This window comes from Kribbella albertanoniae, assembly GCF_004348455.1.
GTDB lineage: Bacteria > Actinomycetota > Actinomycetes > Propionibacteriales > Kribbellaceae > Kribbella > Kribbella albertanoniae.
On sequence record NZ_SMKA01000003.1, the window covers coordinates 94,717 to 119,731 of the forward strand.

A 25,015-nucleotide genomic window follows, 5' to 3' on the forward strand; every position below is an offset into this window, starting at 1 on the left:
AAAGGTATCACTCGATGCATAAACAACCTTGGACAGGCATCGATGGCTCTCCCTACGCTCACGCAAACGGGGCCGGACCAGAGGAGGTACTCCGATGAGGCTCATCCAGGTCGTATCCGTCACGGCGGCTGTCGCGCTGCTGACCGGCTGCGGCGGAGTGAAGACCACAGCCACCGGCGGCGACGGCGAGTTCCCGACCGGCAACATCCAGATGAGCGTCGGTGCATCGCCTGGTGGTAGCACCGACCTGATCACCCGCGCGATCGCTGAGGGCGTCGGCAAGGAGCTGGGTGTCTCGGTGCCGGTGGTGAACAAGCCCGGTGCGAATGGTGCCCTGAACGCGAAGGAACTGCAGTCGGCCAAACCCGACGGCTACAAGATCGCGGTCCAGAACGCGTCGCTGTTCACGATCACCCCGCTGGCGGTCTCCGCGAACGAGGCTGTGAAACTCGACGACTTCGACCTGATCGGCGGCATCTCCCAGGACGACTATGTCCTGCTCGCCCCGGCCGCGTCGGCGGTGAAGTCGATCGCCGACCTGAAGAAGTCCGGTAAGAACATCAAGTACGGCACCACCGGGGTCGGGACCGGCGCGCAGCTCGCCTCCGCGCTCGCCTTCAAGCAGGCCGCGATCCCGGCGACCGACGTACCGTTCGATGGTGGTGCCCCTGCGTTGACCGCATTGCTCGGCAGCCAGGTCGATGTCGCCACCATCCAGGTCGGCGACAGCATCGCGCAGATCAAGGCGAAGAAGGTCGTGCCGCTCGCGGTGTTCTCGGCCGAGCGGATCAAGTTCCTGCCCGAGGTCCCGACGGCGAAGGAACAGGGGTACGACGTGGTCGTGTCGCAGTACCGGTTCCTGACCGCGCCGAAGGGGACGCCGGAGCCGGTCAAGGCCAAGCTGCTGGATGCGGCCAAGAAGACCTTCGCGACCGAGGCGTACAAGAAGTTCAACGACGACCACTGCCTGACCCCGATCGAGGGCTCGCCGGACGAGGTCCGCAAGATCCTCGACGAGTACGCCACCAAGTACAAGGCGCAGCTCGATCAGTATCAGATCTCGCTGGGTAAGAAGTGACCGAGCGGCCCCTGACCGAGGAGCCCCTGACCGAGGAGCCCCTGACCGAGCGGCCGCTGGCCCAGCTCAGTGCAGCTGGCGTCGCGGGCGCGATCGGGGTGTTCGGGCTGGTCGGCTCGCTCGCGCTCGGTCTCGGCCGGCTGACCGCGCCCGGTCCTGGGCTGTGGCCGTTCACGGTCAGCGTCGTGATCACCGTGCTCGCGGTGGTGCTGGCGCTGACCGGGCGGCACGGGACCGACACCGAGGGGTTCACCAGAGCGAGCGTGCAGACGGCGATCGCCGTACTGAGTCTCGTGGTGTTCGCTGCGCTGCTGCCGCTGATCGGGTTCGAGATTCCGTCGCTGTTGCTGGTGTTCGTCTGGATGCGCTTCCTGGGCAAGGAGTCCTGGGTGTCGTCGACGGCCGTCAGCATCGGCACGGTGGCCGCGTTCTACGTGTTGTTCGTGGTGGTCCTCGAGATCCCGTTGCCGCGGTTGATCTGATGGACTTCCTCAATCCGGTGATCGACGGCTTCGGCGTCGTCCTCCAGCCCACCAATTTGTTGTACTGCCTGATCGGCGTCGTGATCGGGATGCTGATCGGCGTCCTGCCCGGACTGGGGCCGGCGGCAACGATCGCGATCCTGCTGCCGGTCACGTACGGCGTCGAACCGGTCTCGGCGATCATCATGCTGGCCGGCATCTTCTACGGCGCCCAGTACGGCGGCACGATCACCTCGGTCCTGCTCCGGCTCCCGGGCGAGGCGTCGTCCGTGGTCACCGTGTTCGACGGCTACGCACTGGCCAAACAAGGGAAAGCCGGTACGGCGCTCGGGGTCGCGGCGATCGGCTCGTTCATCGGCGGCACGGTCTCGATCATCGGGCTTACCCTGCTGGCTCCTGTGGTGGCCGAGGTTGCGCTCGACTTCGGCCCGCCCGAGTACGCCGCGTTGTCGCTGTTCGGCGTGCTGCTGGTGGCGACGGTGGGCAACGGCGGTCGGACGAAGTCGGTCATCGCCGCGGGGCTTGGGTTGCTGCTGGCAACGGTCGGGCGGGACACCTTCACCGGTGCTAGCCGATTCACCTTCGACACACTGAACCTTGCCGACGGCATCGATTTCGTCCCGATCGCGATGGGTCTGTTCGGGCTCGGCGAGATCCTGCACAACCTGGAGGAACGGCACCGCACGGTGCCGGCGCCCGCCAAGATCACCAATGTCTGGCCGTCCCGCGCCGACCTTCGCCAGTCGTCCGGTGCGATCGGTCGCGGGTCGGTGATCGGGTTCGTTCTCGGCGTGCTGCCGGGCGGTGGCGCGACGCTGTCCTCGCTGGTCGCGTATGCGGTCGAGAAGCGCCGGGCCAAGCACCCGGAGCGCTTCGGGAAGGGCGCGATCGAAGGTGTCGCGGCGCCGGAGACGGCGAACAACGCGGCCGCCACCTCATCGTTCATCCCGCTGCTGACGCTGGGCATCCCGGCCAACGCGACGATGGCGTTGATGTTCGGTGCGCTGCTGATCCAGGGCATTCCGCCCGGTCCGCAGCTGGTATCGGAGCACCCGGATCTGTTCTGGGGCGTGGTGAACTCGATGTACATCGGCAACATCCTGCTGCTGATCATGAGCATCCCGATGGTCGGGTTGTTCGTGAAGATCCTCCGGGTCCGGCCGGCGATCCTCGCGCCGATCACCGTCCTGATCACGCTGCTCGGTGTCTACACGGTGAACAACCAGGTCTTCGACATCTTCCTGGTGATCGTCTTCGGGGTGCTCGGCTACCTGATGAAGAAGTTCGGGTTCGAACCCGGGCCGCTGGTGCTGGCGTTCGTGCTCGGCAGCGTGATGGAGACCGCCGTCCGGCAGTCGCTGCTGATCTTCGGCGGCAACCCGGCCGGATTCTTCACCCGGCCGATCTCGGGCACAGTCCTGGTTGTACTGATCGCTGTGCTGGCGCTACCGGCCATCCGCTGGGCGATGCGGCGCCGTTCTGTGGAGTCCAGAGATGAGGAGCTCGTGTGAGCAGGATTTCCCGGATCGAACTGACCCCGGTCGCGTTCGCGGATCCGCCGCTGCTGAACGTCTCCGGCGTCCATCAGCCGTTCGCGCTGCGGACGATCGTGCAGGTCTGGACCGATGACGGCAACCACGGACTCGGCGAGACGTACTGCGACGAGACCCTGCTGGCCCGGCTCACCGCAGTCGCGGCCGCGCTGCCCGGTTTGGACACGTTCGATCTGCACGGCCTGCGGAGCCGGGTGGCCGACGTACTGAGGGCTGAGCGTGGTGCCGAGGTCGGCGGGATGCTCAATCTGCAGGACCCGGTCGACGTCGTACTGTCACCGTTCGAGGTTGCCCTGCTGGATCTGCAGGGTAAGGAACTCGGGCGGCCGGTTACGGACCTGCTCGGTGGTGCGGTGCGGGATGCGGTGCCGTTCAGCGCCTATCTGTTCTACAAGTGGGCTGGACATCCGGGCGCCGCTGAGGACTCGTGGGGCGCTGCTCTTGATCCAGCTGGAATCGTTGATCAAGCCCGGTCAATGATTGATCACTATGGATTCACAGCGATCAAGTTGAAGGGTGGAGTGTTTCCACCCGATCAAGAGATCGAGGCGGTCCATGCATTGGCCGCGGCCTTCCCCGAGCACAAGCTGCGGATCGATCCGAACTGCGCCTGGACAGTCGACACCTCGATCAAGGTTGCTCAACAGTTGACCGGAGTCATCGAGTACCTCGAAGATCCGACGCCGGGGATCGAGGGCATGGCCGCGGTCGCCGCGCAGACCGAGATCCCGCTGGCGACCAACATGTGCGTGATCGCATTCGCCCACCTGAAGCCGTCGGTCCTGGCCGACGCAGTGCAGGTCGTGCTGTCCGACCATCACTACTGGGGTGGACTGCGACGCTCGCAGCTGCTGGCCGGGATCTGCGACACCTTCGGGATGGGGTTGTCGATGCACTCCAACTCGCACCTCGGGATCAGCCTGGCCGCGATGACGCAGTTGGCGGCCGCGACGCCCAACCTCACCTACGCGTGCGACACGCACTACCCATGGAAGACCGAGGACCTGATCAAGCCCGGTGTGCTGGAGTTCGCGGACGGAAGTGTCCGGGTGCCGACCGGTCCCGGGCTCGGGATCGAACTCGACACCGACGCACTCGGCCGGCTCCACGAGCAATACTTGGCTTGCGGGATTCGGCGCCGCGACGACACGGCGTACCGGCGGACGATCGAGCCGGACTTCAGTCCGAACGGGAGTCGCTGGTAAGGCGGTGCCGGGTGCTGGTCAGGTGCACCCGCATCGCGGCGCGGGCCGCGTCGGCGTCGCCGTGCACGATCGCGGTGTGGATGTTCTCGTGCTCGTGGATCACCCGAGTGAGGTGGTCCGGGTCGGACATCTCGTACGCCGGATCGAGCCGGGTCCGCGGCAGCAGGATCATCATCGGGCCGAGCTCCCGGATCGCCTCGCCGTAGAAACGGTTGCCGGAGGCAAGCGCCACGGCGAGGTGGAATGCGAAGTCCGCCTCGACCGATCGCCCGGGATCGTCGCCGACCCGCCGGAATCCGTCCAGCGCCCGCTCAATTCCGAGCAGCTGAACCTCGGTACGGCGAGCGGCGGCGAGAGCGGCCGCCTCGCTCTCGACTCCGGTGCGGAAGTCCATCAGCTCGAGCACGTCCTGATGAGTGCGGACCTCCTTGAGCTCGACCGGCCCCGGGACCTCCAGCACGAAGGACCCGCGCCCCTGGAACGTCTCCACCAGACCGGCCGCTTGGAGCCGTGAGACCGCCTCGCGGATGACGGTCCGGCTGACCCCGAACTCCTCGACCAGACCGTTCTCCGCCGGCAGCTTCGCACCGGGCGCGAGCTCACCGGCCAGGATCCGCCGCTTCAGTTCCGCGACGACGTCGTACGCGAGACTGCGCCGTACGGTCATTTGCTGCCGAACTCACACGCGTCGACCGTCCAGGCCGCGCACTGCTCGCTCGTGGTGAAGCCGAGACCCGGCCGATCCGGGACCAGCATCCGGCCGTCGACGGTCTCCAAACGCTCGTTGAACAAGGGATTCAGCCACTCGAAGTGCTCGACCCACGGCTCCCGCGGATACGCGGCCGCGAGATGCAGGTGGATCTCCATCGCGAAGTGCGGTGCGAGTTGCAGACCGGCATGATCCGCCAGCGTCGCCAGCTTGAGGAACGGCGTGATGCCACCGATCCGCGGCGCGTCCGGCTGAATGATGTCGGCAGCGCGGGCCTCGATCAGCCGCACGTGCTCACCGACACTCGACAACATCTCGCCGGTCGCGATCGGGGTATCGAGCGCGGCTGCCAGTTGCGCATGCCCCTCCGCGTCGTAGGCGTCGAGCGGCTCCTCGATCCAGACCAGATCGAACTGCTCCAGACTCCGCCCGACCCGCAGCGCCGTCGGCCGATCCCACTGCTGGTTGGCGTCAACCATCAGCGGTACGGCGTCGCCGATGTGCTCACGGACCGCCTGTACCCGATCGAGGTCGGCGCGAGAATCCGGCTGGCCGACCTTGATCTTGATGCCGCCGATGCCGTCCGCCAGCGACCGCTTGGCGCGCTCCTTCACCTCCTCGATCGGCGCATGCAGGAATCCGCCGGACGTGTTGTACGCCCGGACCGAGTCCCGATGCGCGCCGAGCAGCTTGGCCAGCGGCAATCCGGCTCGCTTGGCCTTCAGATCCCACAGCGCGATATCGATCGCGGCGATCGCCTGCGTCGCAACACCGGACCGCCCGACCGACGCACCCGCCCAGAGCAACTTGTCATACACCTTGGCGATGTCCGACGGATCCTCGCCGATCAGGTCGCCCGCGATCTCCCGAGCATGCGCGTACTGCGCCGGCCCACCGGCCCGCTTGGAGTACGAAAACCCGATCCCGTGCTGCTCCTGCGCCGTACTGATCTCCGCGAACAGCAACACGATCTCCGTCATCGGCCGCTGCCGCCCGGTCAACACCTTCGCATCGCTGATCGCCTGCTCCAACGGCAGCACCACCGACGACAACCGGACATGACGAATCTGATCGGCCATGGCAGTCATCATACAAGTGCTGATCTTGTATGACGACTGCTAACTCTTCTTTCGCGAGTAAGTCTTGGATTTCTTGTCGTAGGAGATGCCCTTGCCGAGGTCGAAGTGCATCAGGTCGCCGCTCTCCTCGCCGAAGTCGGTACCGCCCCAGCGGATCGCCGGGTCGGCCTCCTTCAGGGCGTCGTGGATCTCCTGACGAATAGTCATGAAGCCGCCGCTCGGATCCGTGTGGCCCTTCTTCGGGTCGAACGGCGAATCCATCGGCCGCGCCGTCGCCGGGAGGGCCGGGTTGACCTCGGGGGCCGCCGATAGTTGGTCGTGGTCGGTGTCGAGGAGTCCGGGCAGCACCGTGGCGCGGTCGCCGGCCGGCGCACCGTCGAAGATGATCTTCACGGCGGCCTCGTCGCGTTCCTCGAGTTTCGACTTCAGGCCGGCCGGATTCCCGCGGAGCGCGAAATAGGCCTGCATCGCCTGCGATTCCGCCGCCAGCGCGGGGTACGACCGGGTGCCGCCGCCCTTCGGGATCACCCCGGGGATCACCGACTCCCGGCCGAGCATCAGCCAGGCGATCCGCCGGTAGATCCGCCGGAGTTTGACGTCCAGCGGCCCCTCTCGGGGGATCGTGTCGTACGCGCCCTCGTTCATCAGGTAGGGCATGGTCTTGTAGTTGAGGTCCACGGCGAGGCCGAACGTGTGGAAGCCGTGCGATCCGAACTGCAGCCCTTGCATATCGCTGATGCGCCAGTCCGACGCCTCCACCGGGCGGCCTTCGGTCGCGGCGATCTTCTGCCGGGCGATCGCGTCGGCGCGCAGCAGGGCAGCCGCCAGTTGCGGATGAACAGTCGCTTTGACGCCGAAGGCGCTCACCTCCTGCATGCTGGCCAGGAGTTCGGCGTACGACTGACCGAACAGGTTCTGGCAGCTCTGTTCGGTGTTGTCCGACGGGGCCTTGTACTCCTTCTCCTTCGTGAACGCGCGGGTCGAGGTCTCCGCGCTGGCTTCGGCGATGGTCGGGACGGGAATGCCGAGGTAGGTGCGGATCGCGTTGCGCTGGTCGGCGGGGAGGGTGGCCAGGGCGGCCTCCACCTTCGCGGCTTGGACCGGGTCGACCTCGTCACCAATTCGCCGTACCTGACCGGCAATCAGCATCGCGCGGATTCGCTCGGCGCCGACCTGGCCCGCGGCTTTGAGTGTCCGCGGCCGGAGCATGAACGACAGCCGGTCATCGGGCTGCCCGGCCGCCCACGCAGCGCCGGCCGCAGCCTCCTGTCCGTTCAGCCAGCCCAGGGCGGTCATCGTGGAGGTGACCGGCGCGCCCCGAACACCGGCCAGCAAGGTGGCGAGCCACGGTACGTCGACACCCGCCGCCTTCTCGAGTCCGTTGGCCAGCTCGTCCCAGTGAGCGGGGTCGAGCATCGCCAGCGCCTTCTCCTGATCGGCGGCGGACAAGGGATTGAGGAGCTCGTAGGCGTCCTGCAGGTGGCCGCCGCGGATCATGTCGTGCAGGCGGTTCCCGCGGGCGGCGGCCGCGCCGGGGCCGGTGGCCATCTTCCAGGCGAGCACGAACCGCGGTACGTCGACGGCCGGTAGGTTCCCCGCCTCGAGATACTTGCCGAGGGCAACGCGTTTCGGTCCGCCCGCGCCGCGGAACACGGCGACGATGTCCTCGGTCGAGAACCTGTTCAGCGTGAGCAGCGCGGTCTCGAAGTCAGGTGGCGACTCGTTCAGCGCATCGAGCGCGGGCTTGGCGTTCTCACGCAACCAGGGCCCGACCCCGTTGAAGGCGCTGTTGCCTGCCTTCGCCTGCAGGGCCTGAGCCTTGGACTCGGTGGAGGTCGCCGTCGACGCGTCGGCGACCGTCCGCGGTGCCGATGCCCGCGTCCGCTCGGCCGCCTCCCCGACTGCTCCCTCTGCCCCCACCGCTCAATGCTAGGTGTGGCAACCCTGCCCCTGGTTGCCCGGAAGGGCAGGGTTGCGGTCCGGGACTACTACTCGACCGTGACGGACTTGGCCAGGTTGCGGGGCTTGTCGACGTCGTGGCCGAGGGCGACGGCGGCGTAGTACGCGAGGATCTGGAGCGGGATCGTGAGCAGGATCGGGTCCAGCTCGGGCTCGTTCTTCGGGACCACGATCTTCGCGGCGACGCCGTCCGGGACGTCGACGCCCGGGTGGGTGACGACGTACAGGGGGCCCGAGCGGGCGGCGATCTCGTGCAGGGCGCCGATGTTGCGGTCGAGCAGCTCGTCCTGCGGGACGATCGCGACACTCGGGACGTCCGGCGAGATCAGCGCGAGCGGGCCGTGCTTCAGCTCGGAGGTCTGGTACGCCTCGGCGTGCCGGTAGGAGATCTCCTTGAGCTTCTGCGCGCCCTCGCGGGCGACCGGGTAGCCGCGGGTGCGGCCGACGAAGAACAGGCTCTCGTGCTGGGCGAGCCGGCCGGCGATCTTGGCCAGCTCCTCCTCCTGGTCGACGATCGACTGGATGTGCTCGGGGAGCTTCTTCAGCCCTTCGATCAGCCGGCGGCCGTCGGCGGGGGAGACGTCGCGGATCCGGCCGAGGTGGATGCCGAGCATCGCGAACGCGACAGCCATGTTGGTCAGCGCCTTGGTCGAGGCGACCGAGACCTCCGGACCGGCGTGCAGGTAGACACCGCCGTCGACGGCGCGGGCGATGCTGGAACCGACCGCGTTCACCAGGCCGATCACCCGGCCGCCCTTGCGCTTCAGCTCCTGTACGGCGACCAGGGTGTCCAGGGTCTCGCCGGACTGGCTGACCGCGATGTACAGCGTGTCGCGCTCGACCACCGGGTTGCGGTAGCGGAACTCGGACGCCGGCTCGGCATCGGCGGGGATGCGGGCGACCTCCTCGATGAACTGCGCGCCCATCTGACCGGCGTAGTACGCCGAACCACAGCCGAGGATCTTGACCCGCTTAATCTCGCGGGCCTCGCGGGCGTCCATGTTCAGGCCGCCCAGGTGGACGGTGTGGAAGCGCTCGTCGAGACGGCCACGCAGCGCCCGGCCGACCGCGTCCGGCTGCTCGTGGATCTCCTTCATCATGAAGTGCTCGTGCAGACCGCGCTCGTACTCGTCGGCCTCCCAGTCGACCGTCTTCGCGGTCTTCGTGGTCGGCGCCGCGTCCTGGGTGAAGGTGCGGTAGCCGTCGGCCTTGACGGTCGCCATCTCGCCGTCGTCCAAGTAGACGACCTGACGGGTGTAGCGGATCAGCGCGGCGGCGTCGGAGGCGATGTGCATCTCGCCGTCACCGATGCCGAGGATCAGCGGGCTGCCGTTGCGGGCGACCACGATCCGGTCCGGGAAGTCCAGGTCGATCACGGCGATGCCGTAGGTGCCCTCGATCCGGCGCAGCGCGGCCATCACCTTCTCCTCGAGGGTGGTGCCGTCGGACTGCTCGATCAGGTGCGCGAGAACCTCGGTGTCGGTCTCGGAGCGCAGCTTGACACCGGCCTCCTCGAGCTGGCGGCGCAGGGCGCCCGCGTTGTCGAAGATGCCGTTGTGGACGACCGCGATCCGCTCGTTGCCGCTGGCGTGCGGGTGCGCGTTGTCCTTGCTCGGGCCGCCGTGGGTCGCCCAGCGGGTGTGGCCGATGCCGAGCTTGCCGCCGAACCGCTTCGGCAGCGAGGCCTCCAGCTCACGGACCCGTCCGGCGTCCTTGTGCACCTTGAGCTCGCTGGTGCCGAGTACGGCGACACCTGCCGAGTCGTACCCGCGGTACTCCAGCCGGGCCAGGCCGTCCACCAGGATGGGCGTGGCCGGCTTGGTGCCGACGTACCCGACGATTCCGCACATGTGTTGGTGCCTTTCGTAGGTCTTGGGTAGCAGCCGTCAGCCGTAGACGATCCGTCGGAGCTGACGCGCGGACAGTTCGGGCGAGCGCACCGGCCAGTGCCGGAGCTCGGAACCCACACGCGCGAAAATCTCGTCGTTGCGCGCGCCGTAGGTCTGCAACTCACGATGCCGGCGCCGGACGTACTCCTCGGCGGTCTCCGTGAAGTACGCCAGCACATCCGCGACCACTCGTCGCGCGTCGTCCGCGGACAGCCCGGTCGTCCGGCTGACCTGCTCGGCCAGCTCGTCCACCGGCGCTGCCGCCGCCTCACTGATCACCGGACAACTCTGCAGCTTTTCCGGGTCCAACACAAAGGATCTGCCCGAAATCGGGCAAAATCCCTGACAAATCAACCTCAGGACTGGTACGGCGGCTGACTCGGAGGCTGGTTCTGGTACGGCGGGCGCCGGCGCCGGGACCGGATCACGACGAAGACCAGCAGCACCCCGAGGGCTACCAGTACCAGCAGCGGTAGCGCCCAGAAGCCGATCCACAGCAGCCATTCGAGGATGCCGGGGGGCTCTTCGTAGCCGGGCGGTTCCACCATCGGGGCTCCTGGGTCAGAAGAGGCGCAGTACGTCGGATTCCATGCCGCGGAGCAGGTCGTAGTCGACCGTCACGCACTCGAGACCGCGGTCGGTGGCGAGGAACTGGGCCTGCGGTTTGATCAGCTGAGCGGCGAAGATACCGCGCACGGGGGCCAGGAGCGGGTCGCGGTTCAGCAATTCGACGTACCGGGTCAGCTGCTCGACACCATCGATCTCGCCGCGGCGCTTGATCTCGACCGCGACATGCTTCCCGTCGGCATCACGACACAACAGGTCGACCGGCCCGATCGCGGTCGGATACTCCCGCCGTACCAGCGTGAATCCCTCGCCGAACGTGTGCACATGCTCGGCCAGCAGCTCCTGCAGATGCGCCTCGACGCCGTCCTTGATCAGACCGGGATCGGTGCCGAGCTCGTACGCCGTGTCGCTGTGGACCTCCTTGATGGTGATCCGCAGCTCCTCACCGGCCTTGTTCGTGACGCTCCAGACGTCCTCGTCCACCACCAGCTTGCACGGCGGCGACATCCAGTTGAGCGGTTTGTACGAGCCGCCGTCGGCGTGGATCAGCACAGAGCCGTCCGCCTTCACCATCAGCAACCGCGGCGCCATCGGCAGATGAGCGGTCAGACGGCCGGAGTAGTCCACGGAACACGTTGCAATCACCAAGCGCACGGTCGTGACGCTACAGCACATCGACCGCAGTCGGACGTCCATGCAAAGGTGGTTCGCATGAACCTGATGTGCCCGGCGCGGATCCTGCTGCTGCCTGGCGACGTCCAGGAGGCGGCGGTCGGTGAGCGGATCGCACAGGTCTATGCGGCGACGTTCGACGCTGCCGCCGGTTCACGGCTGGCCGAGCAGCTCGGCGTCCAGCTCACCGTCCTGCCAGACCTGGTACGGCGACCTGACGCGGAACTGCAGTCGATCGCCGACCTGCATCGCGGCGAGACCGTGGTCGTCCTCGGCCTCGACCTCGGGCTGAAACTGCCCGCGATCGTGGAGCACACCGGCGACGGCTGGACCCGGGTCCCGACGGAAAACGAGCGCACGCTCGCGACGTACGAGCAGGCCGCGGAGAAGTTCCGCGCGTCGATCCCGACCGAAGCCAACCACGACCTCATCACCCTCCTCGCCGATGCGGTCCCGCCCGGCGCCCGCGTACTGGAGTTGGGCAGCGGCACCGGGCGAGACGCGAACGAACTCGAACGCCGCGGCTTCGCAGTCCGCCGGACCGACGCGACCGACGCGTTCCTGCAGATGATGCGAGCCGACGGCCACACCGCCGACCCTCTGAACGCTCTCACCGACGACTTCGGCGGCCCGTACGCCGCAGTCTTCGCCGACGCGGTGTTCCTCCATTTCGACCGGTCCCAGCTGACCACCGTCCTCCGCAAGGCGGTGCACGCAGCGCCGGTTCTCGCGTTCAGCACGAAAGCGGGCTCGGGCGAGGAGTGGTCGAACCGGTACCTCGACCTCCCACGACACTTCGTCCTCTGGCAGGAGGACCCGCTCCGCGACCTGCTGACCGAGACCGGCTGGACAGTCCGCAAGTTCATTCGCAGCGAGCCACCTGGCGACAATGCACCCCGTCTCCCGGACCGCGCAGCCGGCTGGTTCCAGGTCCTGGCAACTCGCTCATGACGTCCGCCGCCCCGATGTTCTCAGCTCCACCGATGATCACCGCAGCCATCCCGTCCTCGGTGATCCGCGCATGATTCGTGCTGGGGTGCTGCTCTTCGGGGCCGACGGCATTGCGGTGATCGAGCGGATCCGGGACGGTCTGACCTACTACGTTCTGCCCGGTGGGCAGGTGGATCCTGGTGAGACGTTGGCCGAGGCAGCTCGGCGGGAGACTTATGAGGAGCTCGGTCTGCATGTGCGGATCCATGGGGCGGTCGCGGTGGTGAACTTTCGGGACAGCACCCAGCACTACTTCCTTGCCGAGGCGATCGGTGGCGAGTTCGGCACAGGGAACGGTCCGGAGATGGACAGTCCGGCGGATTCGGAGGCAGGGAGCTACCGCGCGCTGTGGCTACCGCCGCACCGCTACGGGGAGCTGAAGCCGAAACCGATCGGTGCCGCGCTGGCCGCCGTACCGGATCCTGCTGTATCGGCTGCGGAGGCGCTCGTGACGGAGTGGCTGCAGGCTCCGCCGGGGTTCGACGAGGTGTGAGGTTGACCTCGCGGGTGACTCAGCTCATGGGCTGACCAGTCGCGGACTGGCATAGTGCCAGCATGGCTCGGGAACTGCAGGTCGTCGGAGTGGTCGGTCTCGGCACGATGGGTGCCGGTATCGCGGAGGTGTTCGCGCGCAACGGCCTGACCGTGGTCGGGGTGGAGCGTGACGACGCGGCGGTCGAGCGCGGCCGCGGTCACATCCAGCATTCGACCGACCGGGCGGTGAAGCGCGGCAAGCTGTCCGTCGAGGACCAGCAGGCGCTGTTCGACCGGGTTACCTTCGCCACCTCGCTGGAGGCGCTCGCGGACTGCGACCTGGTGATCGAGGCCGTCATCGAGCGGCTCGAGCTGAAGCGGGAGATCTTCTCCGCGCTGGACAAGGTCGTCCGCGACGACGCGATCCTGGCCACCAACACCTCGTCGTTGTCGGTCACCGAGATCTCGGTCGCCACCCAGCGCCCGCGCCGCGTGGTCGGCATGCACTTCTTCAACCCGGCGCCGGTCCAGGAGTTCGTCGAGGTCATCAAGACCGTCGTCACCGAACCGGACGTGGTCGAGGACGTGCAGGCGCTGGCCCGCCGCCTCGACAAGGTCCCGGTGGTCGCGGCCGACCGGGCCGGCTTCATCGCCAACGCGCTGCTGTTCGGCTACCTGAACCACGCCGTCTCGATGGTCGAGTCGCGGTACGCGACCCGCGAGGATGTCGACGCCGCGATGCGACTCGGCTGCGGCTACCCGATGGGTCCGCTGGCGCTGCTCGACCTGATCGGTCTGGACACGGCATACGAGATTCTCGACACGATGTACAAGCAGGGCCGCAACCGGCTGCACGCACCGGCCCCGATCCTCAAGCAGATGGTCACCGCCGGCCTGCTCGGCCGCAAGACCGGCCGCGGCTTCTACACGTACGAGGCCCCGGACTCGCCGGTCGTCGTCGACGACGAGCAGACGCCCAAGCCGAACGGCGCCGATGCCGTGATCCGGCCGATCAAGCAGGTCGGTGTCGTCGGCTCCGGCACCATGGCAGTCGGCATCATCGAGGTCTGCGCCAAGGCCGGCTACGACGTCCTGTACGTCGCTCGCGGTACCGAGAAGGTGGACAAGGTCCGGGCGGGCCTGGAGCGCTCGCTGGAGAAGGGAGTCCAGCGCGGCAAGCTCTCCTCCGAGGAGCGGGACGCCGCCCTGCGCCGGATCACAGGAACCGCGCGGCTCGACGACCTGGCCAGCGCCGATCTGGTGATCGAGGCCGTGGTCGAGGAACTGAGCGTCAAGCAGGCCCTGTTCGAGACCTTCGACGAGATCTGCAAGCCGTCCGCGATCCTGGCCACCACGACGTCGTCCCTGCCGGTGATCGACCTGGCGATGGCGACCAAGCGGCCGTCCGCCGTGGTCGGGCTGCACTTCTTCAACCCGGCGCCGGTGATGAAGCTGGTCGAGGTCGTCAGCACGGTCAGCACCGCCCCGGACGTCGCCGACACCGTCGCCGCCCTGGCCGTTGCCGCAGGCAAGCACCCGGTCCGCTGCGGCGACCGGGCCGGCTTCATCGTGAACGCGCTGCTGTTCCCGTACCTGAACGACGCGGTCCGGATGCTCGAGGCGCACTACGCCGGAGTCGACGAGATCGACGCCGCGATGAAGCTCGGCTGCCGCCTCCCGATGGGACCGTTCGCCCTGCTCGACGTCGTCGGCCTAGACGTCTCGCTGGCCATCCAGCGCACTCTCTACCTGGAGTTCCGTGAGCCCGGCTTCGCGCCGGCCCCGCTGCTGGAGCACCTGGTCACGGCCGGCTACCTCGGTCGCAAGACCGCCCGTGGCTTCCGCGACTATGCCTAGTCGCGATTCCGCATAAGCCGGCAACCTGATCGGCCGGTCCGGACCCCCCAAGTCGTAGCAGTTGACGAACGACTTGGGGGACAACGATGCCGGCACCGAAGAACAAACCCTGGCTCACCGACCGCCGGCCCACCACACCCGGCGCGAACTGGACCAGTGGTGGCGCGTACCGGCACCTGCCGACTGCCGAACCACGCCCCGGCCCCCGCCCGCAGCGCACTACGACCTGACACCGGTCAGGGCGAGGAGCGGGTCGGCCTCGGGGTTCGGGAGGGTTCGGCCCCGATGTCTGCGGGGTGGTCGGGACGACAACCTGGCGTTGTCAGTCCCCACCACTTCGGAGAAGCCCATGAAGCTCAGACTTCCGCTCGCCGTCGCTGTACTGCTGGCCGTCGCCGGTGGAGTGACGCCGGCCGCTGCTGCGCCGGTCAGCACTGATGGCGTGCACGTCGTCGGGACCGCCGACGGATTCAGTGCGCCCACGGAAACGAGACCCGGCTGGACGACCGTCAGCGTCAGCACAACCAACGACCGTGGTATCCGGCTCGGCCTGTTCCAGCTGAGACCCGGTCACACGCTCGACCAACTCCTGGCCGGCCTGCGGACCGCCCTCACCGAACACGGTACGGCGGCAGCAGCGGGCGGCCGGCAGGTCGAGGCGTCGGCGTTGCTACTCGGTGGAGCAGTCGCCGCACCGGGCCGAGCCGTGACCTTCCAGCGGCCACTCGCCCCCGGAACGTACTTGCTGGTCGACTATCTGCGCGTGGACCGGAGCAACCCGATCGACGTCCACGAGCTGACTGTGCGCGGACGCCCAAGCGGCACTGCTCCTCGCACCGCCTGTACCGCGCTGGCGATGGTCGACACCGCGGACGGCCCTCGGTACGCCGGGCCGACCGTCCTCAGGTCCGGTCAGACGGTCCTGATCACCAACCGGACGAACCAGTTGGCCGAGGCGATCTTCGTGCCGGTCAAACCGGGGACCACGCGCGCCGACGTACAGCGCACCTTCGAGACGATCGAGGCGGGCGGGTGGCCGTCGGACTCGCCCCTCATCGGCCTGCCCCAAGGTGCGCCGGTGCTGTCCGCCGGGCTCGCGCAGGTCCTGACACCAAATCTCGCGCCGGGCAGCTACGTGCTGACGACCTGGATGGTTGACCTGAGCAACGGCCGGATGCAAGCCGCGCAGGGCATGCACACTCTGCTCACCGTCGTCGCAGACTAGGAATGCTGTTGCGGGACGGCCTTGTGGACGACGATCCCGGACTTGAAGGTGGTCGCTTCGACCAGCACCAACTGGGTCTGCGCGAGGCCTTCGAGTAACCGGGCTCCCCGGCCGGCGACGACCGGGAAGATCCAGAAGTGGTACTCGTCGACCAGGCCGTTCTCGAGCAGGCTCCGGGAGAACGAGCCGGTGCCGAACTTGAGCAGGTGCCCGCCGTCCTGGTCCTTCAGTGCCTTCACCGCGGTGATCGTGTCACCCGGCAGGACCTCGGCGTTCCAGGTCGTCTCGGTCAGCGTTCCGGAGGCGACGTGCTTCGGCAACGCGTTCATGGTGTCGGTGTACCAGTCGCCGGAGCGCTTGGGCCAGGAGCCGGCGAACTGCTCGTACGTCGCCCGCCCGAGCAGCAGCGCATCGGCGTCGCGCAGCAGCGCCGCGGCGTACGCGCTGTGCTCGTCGTCCCAGTACGGGGCACTCCAGCGCTCCGGTGTGGACACGACGCCGTCCAGTGTCACAAAGGTTGATTCGATGATTTTTCGCATGCCCTGAGACTCTCCCGCGGGTAGCGTCGGCCGCGTCCCACGAATGCGTGAATCCGGTGTCCGGGAAGGGTGGTGAGTCCGTTGCTCGTCGGCCGCCAGCCCGAGCGGGACGCTGTGCGCGCCGCATATGCCCGCGCGGCGGACGGGCGCACGGTGACCGTGCTGATCACCGGTGAGGCAGGGATCGGCAAGACCACGCTGGTCGAGACGGTCGTCGCGGACCTGCCCGGCGATCCGCTGGTCCTGATCGGTAGCTGCCTTGAACTCGGCGGCGGCCTGCCGTACCGGCCGTTCCTCGACCTGCGAGCGGTCACGCCGGGGACCGTGCCGCGCCCGGTGACCGACGGGGAGAGCAGGGCAACCGTCGTACGGCGTTTCCTGGACGAGCTGCGGGCTGCGATCGGCTCGCGCTCCGCGGTGGTCGTGGTCGAGGACCTGCACTGGTCCGACGAGACCACCCGGGACCTGTTCGTCCAGCTGGCACGTTCTCTTCGCGGCGTTGCCCTGCTCCTGATCGGCACGCTGCGGACCGGCGAGCTGGCGGCCGGCCACCCGGTCCGGCAGTTGGCCGGCGAGCTCGGGCGCCGGGCCGACGTGTCGACGCTCGGCCTCGGCCCGTTGACCAGGGCGGAGGTGGGTCAGCAGTTGACGGAGCTCGCGCGGTTGCCGATCCACCCGGCCCGGGCGGCCGAGATTCATCGGCGGGCCGGTGGCAACCCCTTCTTCGTGGCCGCGCTCGGGACAGCCATCGACCCCGACGCGGGCGATCTGCGGACGCTGCTCCTCGACCGGGTAGCTCAGCTGCCTGAGCAAGCGCGACACGTCCTGGACGTGTCGGCCGTGGCCGGGGCGCCGATGGAGGACGACGTCCTCGCGGCGGCCGCCGAGCTGTCCGCGCCGGAGCTGGCAGTGGCGCTTCGGGTCCTCACCGATCGAGGGCATCTGGCCGTCGAGGGCGCGCGGTACGCCGTCCGCCACGAGTTGCTCCGGGAGGCTGTGCTGAGCGACCTGCCGCCGCTGGAACGACGCCGGCTGCATCGGAGATTCGCGACGGCGCTGACAGTCATGCCCAGCTGGACAGCGGGAGACCGCTCGCTGGAGATCGCCTTGCACTGGGCGGCAACAGATGATCCGCACGAGGCACTGCCGGCAGCCTGGCGCGCATCGGCGACGGCGAGGGCCCGGACGGCGTACGACGCGGAGCTGGCGCATCTGCAGGCGGTGCTCCGGTGGTGGGACGCCGTGCCGGCAGCGAACCGGCTGATCGGCGAAGACCGGACAGCAATCGTTGTCCGTGCGGTGCGTGCTGCGCTGCAAGCCGGAGACGACGATACCGGTCTCGGTCTGGCCAGGTCGCTGCTGGACGATCGCGACCTGTCCCCGGTAGTGCGCGCGGACGTGCTGGGTCTGCTGGCGCGGCTCGAGAATCGCGCCGACCTGGGTGGTCGGCAGGCGATCGAGGCGGCGTTGAGGTTGGTGCCGCCGGGTGTGGACGACGCGGTCCGCTGCCGGGTGCTGGCCTTCGGCGCCGTGATCGCATTGCCGGAGCACCGGCTGGAAGACATCGAGGCGCTCGCTGCTGAGTCGTTGCAGTTGGCCGATGCGCTCGGCGATCACGGATCGGCAGCCTGGGCGCACCTGTCGCTGGCCTGGCCGCGGGCGATGGCTGGTGATCTCAAGGCGGCGAATGACCATTGCGAACGTGCCGTCGCCGCGGCCGACCGAGCGGGTGACGCGGTGGCACTGGTGTCGGCTCATCAGGTCTGGTCGACCGTGCTGACTGCCGCGGCCGCGCTGGAAGAGGGGCTGCTGGTTGCCAAGGCAGGGTCGGCGGCAGCAGAGCTCAATGGTTTGCGTCGGTCCAAAGGGCCGATGATGAGCGCGGTCGAGGCCGAGGCTCTGACCGAGCTCGGCCGCTGGGACGAGGCCGTCGAGGTGCTCGACGATGCGCTCGCCGACCGGGCGCCGTCGTTCTACAACGCGACGCTGGCGCTGAAACGCGCCGTGGTCGCGGTCGCCCGTGGTGAGCTGCCGTTGGCCCGGATGCTGGTCGCTGAAATCACCGATGTCGCCCAGCGCAGTCCGCACGCCGAGCAGGGGTTGTACGACGTACACCGGGTGGCGATGGAACTGGCCCTGGCCGAGGGCGACCTCGAAGCCGCGGACCTGCTCGTCGATCGGGTGCTCGCTCACTCCGCCGAGCTGCATGGCCGGGCGCAGGCACTCGACCGGGTCGTGGTGACCGCCCTGCGAGTGCAAACGGCACGACGACTGAGCGCACCGCGCGACCGGGCGGCGATCGACGTACGGCGGAACGCCCTGATCGAACTGCTCGACCGGGTCCCCGCCCCAACCTCGTTGCACCCTGGACCCCGGCTGACGGTGCTGGCAGAGCGGACCAACCGGCTTGGTGACTGGGACGCGGCCGCGTCCGGATGGGCAACTGTCGGCAACCCGTACGAACAGGCCTGGAGTCTCCTGGGGGCGGTCAGATCGGCTCTCTCCTCGAGTAGCAAGGCAGGTGCAGCACGTCGGCTCGACGAGGCCGACCAGCTCGCTGAGCAGCTCGGCGCGGCCCCGCTGTCGGAGCTGATTGCCGAGCTCCGTGCGCGCTCGGGCCTGCGTCGCCCGAGTGTGCGGGCCGGCACGCCGTTCGGCTTGACCGAGCGTGAGCTCGAGGTCCTGCGCGGTCTCGCCAAGGGTGCCTCCAACCGGCAGATCGCGGCGGACCTCTACCTGTCGGTCAACACCGTCGGCGCCCACGTCCGGCGCATCTTCATCAAGCTGTCCGTCACTTCCCGTGCTGCCGCCACCGCCGTCGCCTACGAACACAACCTGGTCTCTCCCAGCTCCGCATCGCCGTAGTCGGCGCACGGACCTGACACCGGGGAGCTGGCAGACTCCGGCAGGTGTGGAAGAAGATCTTCGAGCCGGCGGACTGGGCGGGTGTGGGCTCCCACCTGCTCCTTATCGTCACGTTCGGCGGCCTGATGGGCATGGACGCCTTCGTCGGCGCCGACTGGCCGGAGTGGCGGAACATGATGGTGGTGGTCGGGATCTTCGTCCTGCCCGCGGCCTGGGTCCTGGTCTTGATCGGCCTCGGTGCCGCGCCGGTCGGTCGCTGGATCGCGCTGGCGGCGGTGCTGGTGGCAATCCTCCGGCTGCTCTGGGTCGTGTACGACTCCGGGGCCATTCCGACGCTCGCCGTGGTACCGATGCTGGTGGTGTTGTGCGGTGTTGCGGTGTTCCTCGTCTACACCTGGCCGAAGGCCGCGTCGCGGGAGCTCAAAGAGCTTGCCTGGCGCCTTCGAGGTGCGCTGGGTGAAGTGGCACTGGCTGGTGGCGCACCGCTACCGGTTGAGCGCGTTCGTCCGGCTCCTCGATGTCCGGCTGCCGACCCTGGAGGTCCGGCCCGGTTCGCTGACCCGCTCCGACATCACGCTGGAGAGCGGTGAGTTCAACCGGAGCTTCGACGTCATCGGCGAGGACCCGCGCTACCTGACCGCGACCCTGCATCCACGGAACATGCAGACGCTCCTCGATGCCCGGCCGATCGGTCTCGCCATCGACGGCACCGTCCTCGCCCTGTACGACGACGGCCCGCTGACGGACTCGTTGACCCGCGGCCTGCAAGCCCTGGACCGGCTCACGATCCCGCGCCACGTCACCGCAGACTGGGGACAGTACGCGGGTGTTAACCAGCCCAGGCCGGGCCTGTCCTTTCGCAACGTCCGTGAGGACCGGTCGTACGGCGGCATGTTGCTTCGGCTGCTCGGCTTCTCCGCCGGCCTGCTCGGCCTGACCTGGCTCGGTTGTTTCGCCGCGGTGTCGATCTACGGCTCCTGATCGCCGTAGTTGCCGCACGGTCCACCACCGATCGCTTCGGGCAAGGTGGTCGGCTGGTGGTCGGGGCGGAGGAGTGGGTTGTAGAAGGACGCGATCTCGGTGCTGGCCTCGGGGACGTAGTGGAAGATCAGCGAGCGGCGGAAACGGTCGGCACTGCTGTTGGGCCGGGAGCCGTGCACGAGACTGCCGTGGAAGAACAGCACGTCACCGGCCTTCATCCTGGTCTGGATCTTGTGCAGCCCGTCCGGGATCGGCACCTCGGCGTTCGTGAACGACTCGGTCAGGTCGGCGGGCTCCGGACAGACCAGCTCCGTCTTGTGCGAACCGGGAACCACGGCCAGCCCGCCGTTCTCCGCGTCGACGTCGTCGATCGCGATCCAGGCTGCCAGGCAGGTCTCGGGATCGGCCCGCAGGAACATGTTGTCCTGGTGCAGGGCCTGCCCGCGGCCGCCGGGCGGTTTGAAGTAGAACATCGACTGCGCCCCCAGCGGTGGCCCGATCAGCGCGGACACGACATCGAGGATCCGACTGTCGAGCATCAGGTCGCGCGCAAGTCGGCCGGCCTCGACGTCGGTCCGGCGATGGGGATGCACGAACCGCGGATACCGGGTCAGCGGATCGCCGTCCGGGAGGCCGTCGTCGAAGTCCATCGACCGATCGGTCTCGACCTGCTCCATAAAGGCGGTCCGGACCCGCTCGACCTCGAGGGGATCCAGAAGTTGGGGGACCTGAACGATCCCTTCGGCGGCGTAGATCTCGGCGACTGTCATGCCTCAAGGATCCGTCGCGGAGGCGGTGAACGCGATAGCCTATCGAGCTGTGAACCTTCGAGATCCTGCTGAGTCGCCGACACCCGAGGTGCGCCGCCTGGTGGCCGGCGAGTTCGACGAGGGGCCGGAGTACACGACCTTCCGCCGCCGCGGGACCACCGACTGGCTGCTCGTCCTGACCCTGCACGGCGCCGGTCACTTCAGCGGGATCACCACCGAGCGCGGCACGGTCATCCTCGTGCGGCCCGGAACGCTGCACGACTATGGGACCGTGGGGGAGCGGTGGCACTTCATGTACGCGCACCTGCACCCCAAGCCGGAGTGGCTGCCACTGCTCGACTGGCCGGAGGTTGCCCCCGGCATCCTGCGCCTCCAGCTCACCGCCGTCGAGAAGATCGCCGACTACCTCCGCGACGCAGCCAGGTACCAGCTCTTCCCGCTGCCACAGGCCGAACAACTCAGCGTCAACTCCCTCGAGGCAGCCCTCCTCTGGTGCGACACCCAGAACCCCAACGCAGCTCGCATCGACGACCGCCTGCTGCGCGTCATCGAGCTCATCGACCAGGACCTCAAAGCACCCCTCGACCTCCCCGACCTCGCCCGCGCCGCCAGCCTCTCCGTCTCCCGCTTCGCCCATCTCTTCCGTGAGCAGTTGGGTGTCACCCCGCAACAGTTCGTCGAACGCCGCCGCATCGATGCTGCCGCCCGCCTCCTCGAACTCACCACCCGCCCGATCGCCTCGGTCGCCGCCGAAGTCGGCTTCACCGACCCCCTCTACTTCTCCACCCGCTTCCGCCGCCACACCGGCACCAGCCCCACGGCGTACCGGCGTCGCTGAACCAACCGGCAGTTGGCCTGTGGTCAGGTGGTGCCGAAGCGGCTGGCCGATGCCGTCCGCTGAGCTTCGCGGCGGATGGCGGTCAACAGCGCGTCGCCGAGAATGGTTCCCACCACGGCGCGTTCGGCCAGGACGTCCCGGTCGTCGGTCGCGGGTCGGTCCAGCCACGCCACCTCCAGGCGGGCCAGCCGATCGGCCGCAGCGCGGTAGTCGGCGACCATCTCGGCGAGGTCGGCGTGGCCCAGCGCGGCGGCCGCGGCCAGGACCTCGGGGACCGAGGCGACGGGAGCTGCCTGCCGGGTGGTGCCGAGCGTGCTGTGCAGCGATCGGGCCGGATCTTCGACCGCACCGACGATGTGCTTCACCGTGGCGATCGGAAGGTGCCCGAGATCGAGGAGAACGCGGATCAGCCGGAGCCGGTGCAGGTGCGATTCGCCGTACGTGACCTGGTTGTAGCCGCTGCGTTCACCGCCGGGCAGCAGGCCCTCGCGGACGTAGTACTTGATGCTGGCCGCCGACACCCCGGACCGCTCGGCCAGCTCGTTGATTCGCATCGACAGAGTCTCCGATCCCTTGATCGATAGTAACACTATCGACTACGGTACGGTCATGATCGTTCTCAGGGTGGGGGCCGGCCTGATCGCTGCGGCGACAGCGGCGTTACTGGTGATCGGGGATCATCCGATCGAGTTCGTGGTGGCCGACCTGCTGGTGGTCACGGGCTTGGTCGTGGCGGCGATTCTGCCGGGGCGGGCGGCGCTGCCCGCGTTGGCGGTCGGTTTCGGAATCGGGCTGGGGGTCTTCACCACCGCATTCAGTGCGGCCGCGGGTGACGGCGTACTCAACTGGTCGCTGGCAGCCGCCGTCGTGGGCTGTTCCGTGGGCATCGTGCTCAGCCTCCGAGGACTGGCCGTACGCTTCTCGGCATGACTTCGCGTGCGGTGTTGGTGGCGGCTGCTGCTGTGCTGATGGTGGGGCTGGGTGCTTGTGCCCCGGAGGACGAGACGACCGGTACGCCGGCTCCGACCGGGGCCGATGCCTGTGGCAAGGACAAGCTGGCGCTGAAGACGGCCGGCGCGCTGGCGGTCGGGACCGATAAACCGGCGTACGAGCCGTGGTTCAGCAAGGACGACCCGAGCAACGGGCAGGGGTACGAGTCGGCGGTCACCTATGCGGTGGCCGAGAAGCTCGGGTTCACCAAGGCCGAGGTGAAGTGGCAGACCGTGCAGTTCAACGCGGCGTTCGCGCCGGGGCCGAAGAAGTTCGACTTCGACGTGAACCAGGTGTCGATCTCGGAGGCGCGCCGCAAGGCAGTCGACTTCTCGTCCGGGTACTACGACGTCCGGCAGACCGTGATCACCACCGCGGGCAGCAAGATCGCGAATGCGAAGACGGTCGCCGAACTCGCTGATGCCAAACTCGGCGCCCAGGTCGGGACCACCAGTTACACGGTCGCCAAGGACGAGATCAAGCCGAAGCAGCAGGTGGCCGCGTTCGACACCAACGACCTGGCAGTCCAGGCGCTGAAGAACAAGCAGCTCGACGGCATCGTGGTCGACCTGCCGACCGCCTTCTACATGACTGCGGCGCAGCTCGACAACGGCAAGATCGTCGGCCAGTTGCCGGCGTCCGGGTCCGCCGAGCAGTTCGGGTTCGTGCTGGAGAAGGGTTCGAAGCTGACCGGCTGCGTCTCTCAAGCCGTCGACGCGCTCAAGGCCGATGGGACGCTGGCCAAGCTGCAGAAGCAGTACCTGACCGAGGAAGGCGCTCCCGAACTCTCGTGAGTAGTTGGCAGCCGTCCGCTCTGCAGCAGGAGCGGACAGCGTTCCGTCGGCGGCAGGCGCGGCGGTCCACGCTGATCGCGGCGGGCAGCTCGATCGTTCTCCTCGTACTTGTTGCTGTCGGCATCGGTTCGACGCCCGGCTGGCCGCGGGTCCGGGAGACGTTCTTCAACGTCGACCGGGCCTGGGAGGCCTTGCCGACGGTCGCCCAAGGTCTCTGGCTGAACATTCGCGTGATGCTGATCTGCGCGGTCCTGATCGTCATCATCGGAATGACGCTGGCGATCCTGCGGACCTTGCGGGGACCGATCTTCTTCCCGCTCCGCGTCTTCGCTGCGGCGTACACGGATGTCTTCCGCGGCCTGCCGTTGCTACTGGTCATCTTCCTGCTCGGCTTCGGCGTACCGGCCCTGCAACTGCGCGGCCTCCCCAACGACGCAGTGATCTGGGGCGGCGCCGCCCTCGTCCTCACCTACTCCTCGTACGTCGCCGAGGTGTTCCGCGCCGGCATCGAATCGGTCCACCCGTCCCAGCGGGCTGCCGCACGCTCGCTCGGCCTCACCTACCGGCAGACGCTGCGCTTCGTCGTACTCCCACAAGCCGTCCGCCGAGTCCTCCCACCCTTGCTGAACGACTTCGTCAGCCTGCAGAAGGACTCCGGCCTGATCGCAGTCCTCGGCGTGATCGACGCGATCCGCGCCGCCCAGCTGGAGACCGCCATCGACTTCAACTTCACCCCGTACGTCGTCGCCGGGCTCCTGTTCGTCGCGCTGACCATCCCGCTCACCCGGCTGACCGACTACGTCGCCCGCCGCCAAGGCTGGTACGGCGGGGGAGGTGGACCGGTATGACCCTGCTGTCGCTGCGCGGAGTGCGCAAGTCGTACGGCGCGAACGTGGTACTCGACTCGTTCGACCTGCAGGTGGACGAAGGCGAGTGTGTCGTCCTGATCGGCGCCTCGGGATCCGGCAAGTCCACGCTGCTGCGATGCGTCAACCTGCTCGAGGTCGTCGACGACGGCGTGATCGAGCTGGCGGGCGCCGACATCACCGACCCTCGCGTGAACGCGGACAAAGTGCGCTCCGGGATCGGGTTCGTCTTCCAGTCCTACAACCTGTTCCCGCACCTGACCGTGCTCGACAACATCACCCTCGCCCCGATCCGCGTCCACGGTGTTGCCAGGGACGTTGCGCGCGCCCGCGCCCTCCAGATGCTGGACCGCGTAGGCCTCGCCGACAAAGCCACCGCCAAACCCGACGAACTGTCCGGCGGCCAGCAGCAGCGCGCCGCGATCGCCCGCGCCATGGTCAACTCCCCCCAGCTCCTCCTGCTCGACGAAGTCACCTCGGCCCTGGACCCCGAGCTGGTCGGCGAAGAGTCCTTGTGCCAGCCCGCCGGCGCCCGGAAGGCGCGCGCCACCTCGGGCACCATCGCCCCGAAGGCCCACCGGTTCACCTTGGCATCGGTCAGCTGCTTGCCCAGGGCAAGCACATCGTCCATGT

Annotated in this window: 26 protein-coding genes; 16 read left to right on the forward strand and 10 right to left on the reverse strand. The window is 68.2% G+C overall.

Annotation, left to right across the window (positions count from 1 at the left end):
• Positions 1-94: 94 nt before the first annotated feature.
• From E1261_RS01875 to E1261_RS01890, 4 genes are read left to right on the forward strand one after another with little or no spacing between them, the layout of a single operon-like run.
• Complete coding sequence (locus tag E1261_RS01875) at positions 95-1,078, forward strand: tripartite tricarboxylate transporter substrate binding protein (RefSeq protein ID WP_132400740.1); 984 nt, start codon at positions 95-97, stop codon at positions 1,076-1,078.
• Positions 1,075-1,560 (forward strand): tripartite tricarboxylate transporter TctB family protein, encoded by a 486-nt coding sequence (locus E1261_RS01880; protein WP_132400743.1) that lies wholly within the window; start codon positions 1,075-1,077, stop codon positions 1,558-1,560. The genes E1261_RS01875 and E1261_RS01880 overlap by 4 nt, the downstream gene beginning before the upstream one ends.
• A complete protein-coding gene (locus tag E1261_RS01885) occupies positions 1,560-3,071 on the forward strand; it encodes a tripartite tricarboxylate transporter permease (RefSeq protein WP_132400746.1) in 1,512 nt (503 codons plus the stop codon). The genes E1261_RS01880 and E1261_RS01885 overlap by 1 nt, the downstream gene beginning before the upstream one ends.
• Positions 3,068-4,318, forward strand: a complete 1,251-nt coding sequence (locus tag E1261_RS01890; RefSeq protein ID WP_132400749.1) for a glucarate dehydratase family protein — start codon at positions 3,068-3,070, stop codon at positions 4,316-4,318. The genes E1261_RS01885 and E1261_RS01890 overlap by 4 nt, the downstream gene beginning before the upstream one ends.
• On the opposite strand, the gene E1261_RS01895 is transcribed toward E1261_RS01890, so the two are convergent.
• The 7 genes from E1261_RS01895 to nucS form a co-directional block, all read right to left on the reverse strand.
• A complete protein-coding gene (locus E1261_RS01895; RefSeq protein WP_132400752.1) occupies positions 4,293-4,985 on the reverse strand; it encodes a FadR/GntR family transcriptional regulator in 693 nt (230 codons plus the stop codon). The two genes, E1261_RS01890 and E1261_RS01895, sit on opposite strands and share 26 nt — an antisense overlap.
• Positions 4,982-6,106 (reverse strand): L-talarate/galactarate dehydratase, encoded by a 1,125-nt coding sequence (locus E1261_RS01900; RefSeq protein ID WP_202874246.1) that lies wholly within the window; start codon positions 6,104-6,106, stop codon positions 4,982-4,984. Before E1261_RS01900 ends, E1261_RS01895 begins: the two co-directional genes overlap by 4 nt.
• A 39-nt stretch (positions 6,107-6,145) precedes the next feature.
• Positions 6,146-8,026, reverse strand: a complete 1,881-nt coding sequence (locus E1261_RS01905) for a hypothetical protein (RefSeq protein ID WP_132400754.1) — start codon at positions 8,024-8,026, stop codon at positions 6,146-6,148.
• Between the two features lie 68 nt (positions 8,027-8,094).
• On the reverse strand, positions 8,095-9,915 hold the full coding sequence (gene glmS / locus E1261_RS01910) for a glutamine--fructose-6-phosphate transaminase (isomerizing) (RefSeq protein ID WP_132400757.1): 1,821 nt from the start codon (positions 9,913-9,915) through the stop codon (positions 8,095-8,097).
• A 36-nt stretch (positions 9,916-9,951) separates the two neighbouring features.
• A complete protein-coding gene (locus E1261_RS01915) occupies positions 9,952-10,233 on the reverse strand; it encodes a hypothetical protein (RefSeq protein WP_238175947.1) in 282 nt (93 codons plus the stop codon).
• A 77-nt stretch (positions 10,234-10,310) separates the two neighbouring features.
• Positions 10,311-10,502, reverse strand: a complete 192-nt coding sequence (locus E1261_RS01920; RefSeq protein WP_132400760.1) for a hypothetical protein — start codon at positions 10,500-10,502, stop codon at positions 10,311-10,313.
• A 13-nt stretch (positions 10,503-10,515) separates the two neighbouring features.
• The gene (nucS, locus tag E1261_RS01925) at positions 10,516-11,196 is read right to left on the reverse strand and encodes an endonuclease NucS (RefSeq protein WP_272948541.1); all 681 of its coding nucleotides are present in this window, start codon (positions 11,194-11,196) and stop codon (positions 10,516-10,518) included.
• A 36-nt stretch (positions 11,197-11,232) separates the two neighbouring features.
• On the opposite strand from nucS, the gene E1261_RS01930 reads away from it, so the two are divergent.
• From E1261_RS01930 to E1261_RS01945, 5 genes are all read left to right on the forward strand, one after another.
• Positions 11,233-12,144, forward strand: coding sequence for a class I SAM-dependent methyltransferase (locus E1261_RS01930; RefSeq protein WP_132400766.1), 912 nt, complete (start codon positions 11,233-11,235; stop codon positions 12,142-12,144).
• A gap of 70 nt (positions 12,145-12,214) precedes the next feature.
• Positions 12,215-12,676 (forward strand): NUDIX domain-containing protein, encoded by a 462-nt coding sequence (locus E1261_RS01935; protein WP_165952314.1) that lies wholly within the window; start codon positions 12,215-12,217, stop codon positions 12,674-12,676.
• Positions 12,677-12,738: 62 nt separating this feature from the next.
• Entirely contained in the window at positions 12,739-14,514 is a 1,776-nt protein-coding gene (locus tag E1261_RS01940; protein WP_132400772.1) for a 3-hydroxyacyl-CoA dehydrogenase family protein, read from the forward strand.
• An 86-nt stretch (positions 14,515-14,600) separates the two neighbouring features.
• The gene (locus tag E1261_RS45045; protein ID WP_165952315.1) at positions 14,601-14,744 is read left to right on the forward strand and encodes a hypothetical protein; all 144 of its coding nucleotides are present in this window, start codon (positions 14,601-14,603) and stop codon (positions 14,742-14,744) included.
• A gap of 119 nt (positions 14,745-14,863) precedes the next feature.
• Positions 14,864-15,739 (forward strand): hypothetical protein, encoded by an 876-nt coding sequence (locus E1261_RS01945; RefSeq protein WP_132400775.1) that lies wholly within the window; start codon positions 14,864-14,866, stop codon positions 15,737-15,739.
• Here the strand turns inward: E1261_RS01945 and E1261_RS01950 are convergent.
• Positions 15,736-16,278, reverse strand: a complete 543-nt coding sequence (locus E1261_RS01950) for a dihydrofolate reductase family protein (protein WP_132400778.1) — start codon at positions 16,276-16,278, stop codon at positions 15,736-15,738. The two genes, E1261_RS01945 and E1261_RS01950, sit on opposite strands and share 4 nt — an antisense overlap.
• A gap of 72 nt (positions 16,279-16,350) precedes the next feature.
• Here E1261_RS01950 and E1261_RS01955 point away from each other — a divergent pair, with 72 nt between their 5' ends.
• Complete coding sequence (locus tag E1261_RS01955; protein ID WP_132400781.1) at positions 16,351-19,143, forward strand: helix-turn-helix transcriptional regulator; 2,793 nt, start codon at positions 16,351-16,353, stop codon at positions 19,141-19,143.
• Between the two features lie 429 nt (positions 19,144-19,572).
• Positions 19,573-20,124: a hypothetical protein gene (locus E1261_RS01960; RefSeq protein ID WP_132400784.1), complete on the forward strand. Its 552-nt coding sequence runs from the start codon at positions 19,573-19,575 to the stop codon at positions 20,122-20,124.
• Here E1261_RS01960 and E1261_RS01965 read toward each other — a convergent pair.
• Positions 20,112-20,894 carry a phytanoyl-CoA dioxygenase family protein gene (locus E1261_RS01965; protein ID WP_132400787.1) on the reverse strand — a complete coding sequence of 261 codons (783 nt, stop codon included), beginning with the start codon at positions 20,892-20,894 and terminating at the stop codon, positions 20,112-20,114. The genes E1261_RS01960 and E1261_RS01965 overlap by 13 nt on opposite strands.
• Positions 20,895-20,943: 49 nt before the next feature.
• Between E1261_RS01965 and E1261_RS01970 the strand changes: the two genes are divergently transcribed.
• Positions 20,944-21,732, forward strand: a complete 789-nt coding sequence (locus tag E1261_RS01970) for a helix-turn-helix domain-containing protein (protein ID WP_238175948.1) — start codon at positions 20,944-20,946, stop codon at positions 21,730-21,732.
• Between the two features lie 23 nt (positions 21,733-21,755).
• Here E1261_RS01970 and E1261_RS01975 read toward each other — a convergent pair whose 3' ends face one another.
• Complete coding sequence (locus tag E1261_RS01975) at positions 21,756-22,286, reverse strand: MerR family transcriptional regulator (protein WP_132400790.1); 531 nt, start codon at positions 22,284-22,286, stop codon at positions 21,756-21,758.
• Between the two features lie 55 nt (positions 22,287-22,341).
• Between E1261_RS01975 and E1261_RS01980 the strand changes: the two genes are divergently transcribed.
• The 4 genes from E1261_RS01980 to E1261_RS01995 form a co-directional block, all read left to right on the forward strand.
• On the forward strand, positions 22,342-22,662 hold the full coding sequence (locus E1261_RS01980) for a hypothetical protein (protein ID WP_132400793.1): 321 nt from the start codon (positions 22,342-22,344) through the stop codon (positions 22,660-22,662).
• A complete protein-coding gene (locus tag E1261_RS01985) occupies positions 22,659-23,516 on the forward strand; it encodes an ABC transporter substrate-binding protein (RefSeq protein WP_132400796.1) in 858 nt (285 codons plus the stop codon). Before E1261_RS01980 ends, E1261_RS01985 begins: the two co-directional genes overlap by 4 nt.
• Positions 23,513-24,364 carry an amino acid ABC transporter permease gene (locus E1261_RS01990; RefSeq protein ID WP_132400799.1) on the forward strand — a complete coding sequence of 284 codons (852 nt, stop codon included), beginning with the start codon at positions 23,513-23,515 and terminating at the stop codon, positions 24,362-24,364. Before E1261_RS01985 ends, E1261_RS01990 begins: the two co-directional genes overlap by 4 nt.
• On the forward strand, positions 24,361-25,015 hold a 655-nt coding region (locus E1261_RS01995), incomplete at its 3' end, for an amino acid ABC transporter ATP-binding protein (RefSeq protein ID WP_132400802.1). The genes E1261_RS01990 and E1261_RS01995, both read left to right, overlap by 4 nt.

Bases quoted from the DNA above. Each gene is read 5' to 3' on its own strand.
- E1261_RS01875 (WP_132400740.1), top strand. From the start codon at position 95: ATGAGGCTCATCCAGGTCGTATCCGTCACGGCGGCTGTCGCGCTGCTG.
- E1261_RS01885 (WP_132400746.1), top strand. From the start codon at position 1,560: ATGGACTTCCTCAATCCGGTGATCGACGGCTTCGGCGTCGTCCTCCAG.
- E1261_RS01895 (WP_132400752.1), bottom strand. From the start codon at position 4,985: ATGACCGTACGGCGCAGTCTCGCGTACGACGTCGTCGCGGAACTGAAG.
- E1261_RS01900 (WP_202874246.1), bottom strand. From the start codon at position 6,106: ATGGCCGATCAGATTCGTCATGTCCGGTTGTCGTCGGTGGTGCTGCCG.
- glmS (WP_132400757.1), bottom strand. From the start codon at position 9,915: ATGTGCGGAATCGTCGGGTACGTCGGCACCAAGCCGGCCACGCCCATC.
- E1261_RS01920 (WP_132400760.1), bottom strand. From the start codon at position 10,502: ATGGTGGAACCGCCCGGCTACGAAGAGCCCCCCGGCATCCTCGAATGG.
- nucS (WP_272948541.1), bottom strand. From the start codon at position 11,196: ATGTGCTGTAGCGTCACGACCGTGCGCTTGGTGATTGCAACGTGTTCC.
- E1261_RS01930 (WP_132400766.1), top strand. From the start codon at position 11,233: ATGAACCTGATGTGCCCGGCGCGGATCCTGCTGCTGCCTGGCGACGTC.
- E1261_RS01935 (WP_165952314.1), top strand. From the start codon at position 12,215: ATGATTCGTGCTGGGGTGCTGCTCTTCGGGGCCGACGGCATTGCGGTG.
- E1261_RS01940 (WP_132400772.1), top strand. From the start codon at position 12,739: ATGGCTCGGGAACTGCAGGTCGTCGGAGTGGTCGGTCTCGGCACGATG.
- E1261_RS45045 (WP_165952315.1), top strand. From the start codon at position 14,601: ATGCCGGCACCGAAGAACAAACCCTGGCTCACCGACCGCCGGCCCACC.
- E1261_RS01945 (WP_132400775.1), top strand. From the start codon at position 14,864: ATGAAGCTCAGACTTCCGCTCGCCGTCGCTGTACTGCTGGCCGTCGCC.
- E1261_RS01950 (WP_132400778.1), bottom strand. From the start codon at position 16,278: ATGCGAAAAATCATCGAATCAACCTTTGTGACACTGGACGGCGTCGTG.
- E1261_RS01965 (WP_132400787.1), bottom strand. From the start codon at position 20,894: ATGACAGTCGCCGAGATCTACGCCGCCGAAGGGATCGTTCAGGTCCCC.
- E1261_RS01975 (WP_132400790.1), bottom strand. From the start codon at position 22,286: ATGCGAATCAACGAGCTGGCCGAGCGGTCCGGGGTGTCGGCGGCCAGC.
- E1261_RS01980 (WP_132400793.1), top strand. From the start codon at position 22,342: ATGATCGTTCTCAGGGTGGGGGCCGGCCTGATCGCTGCGGCGACAGCG.
- E1261_RS01985 (WP_132400796.1), top strand. From the start codon at position 22,659: ATGACTTCGCGTGCGGTGTTGGTGGCGGCTGCTGCTGTGCTGATGGTG.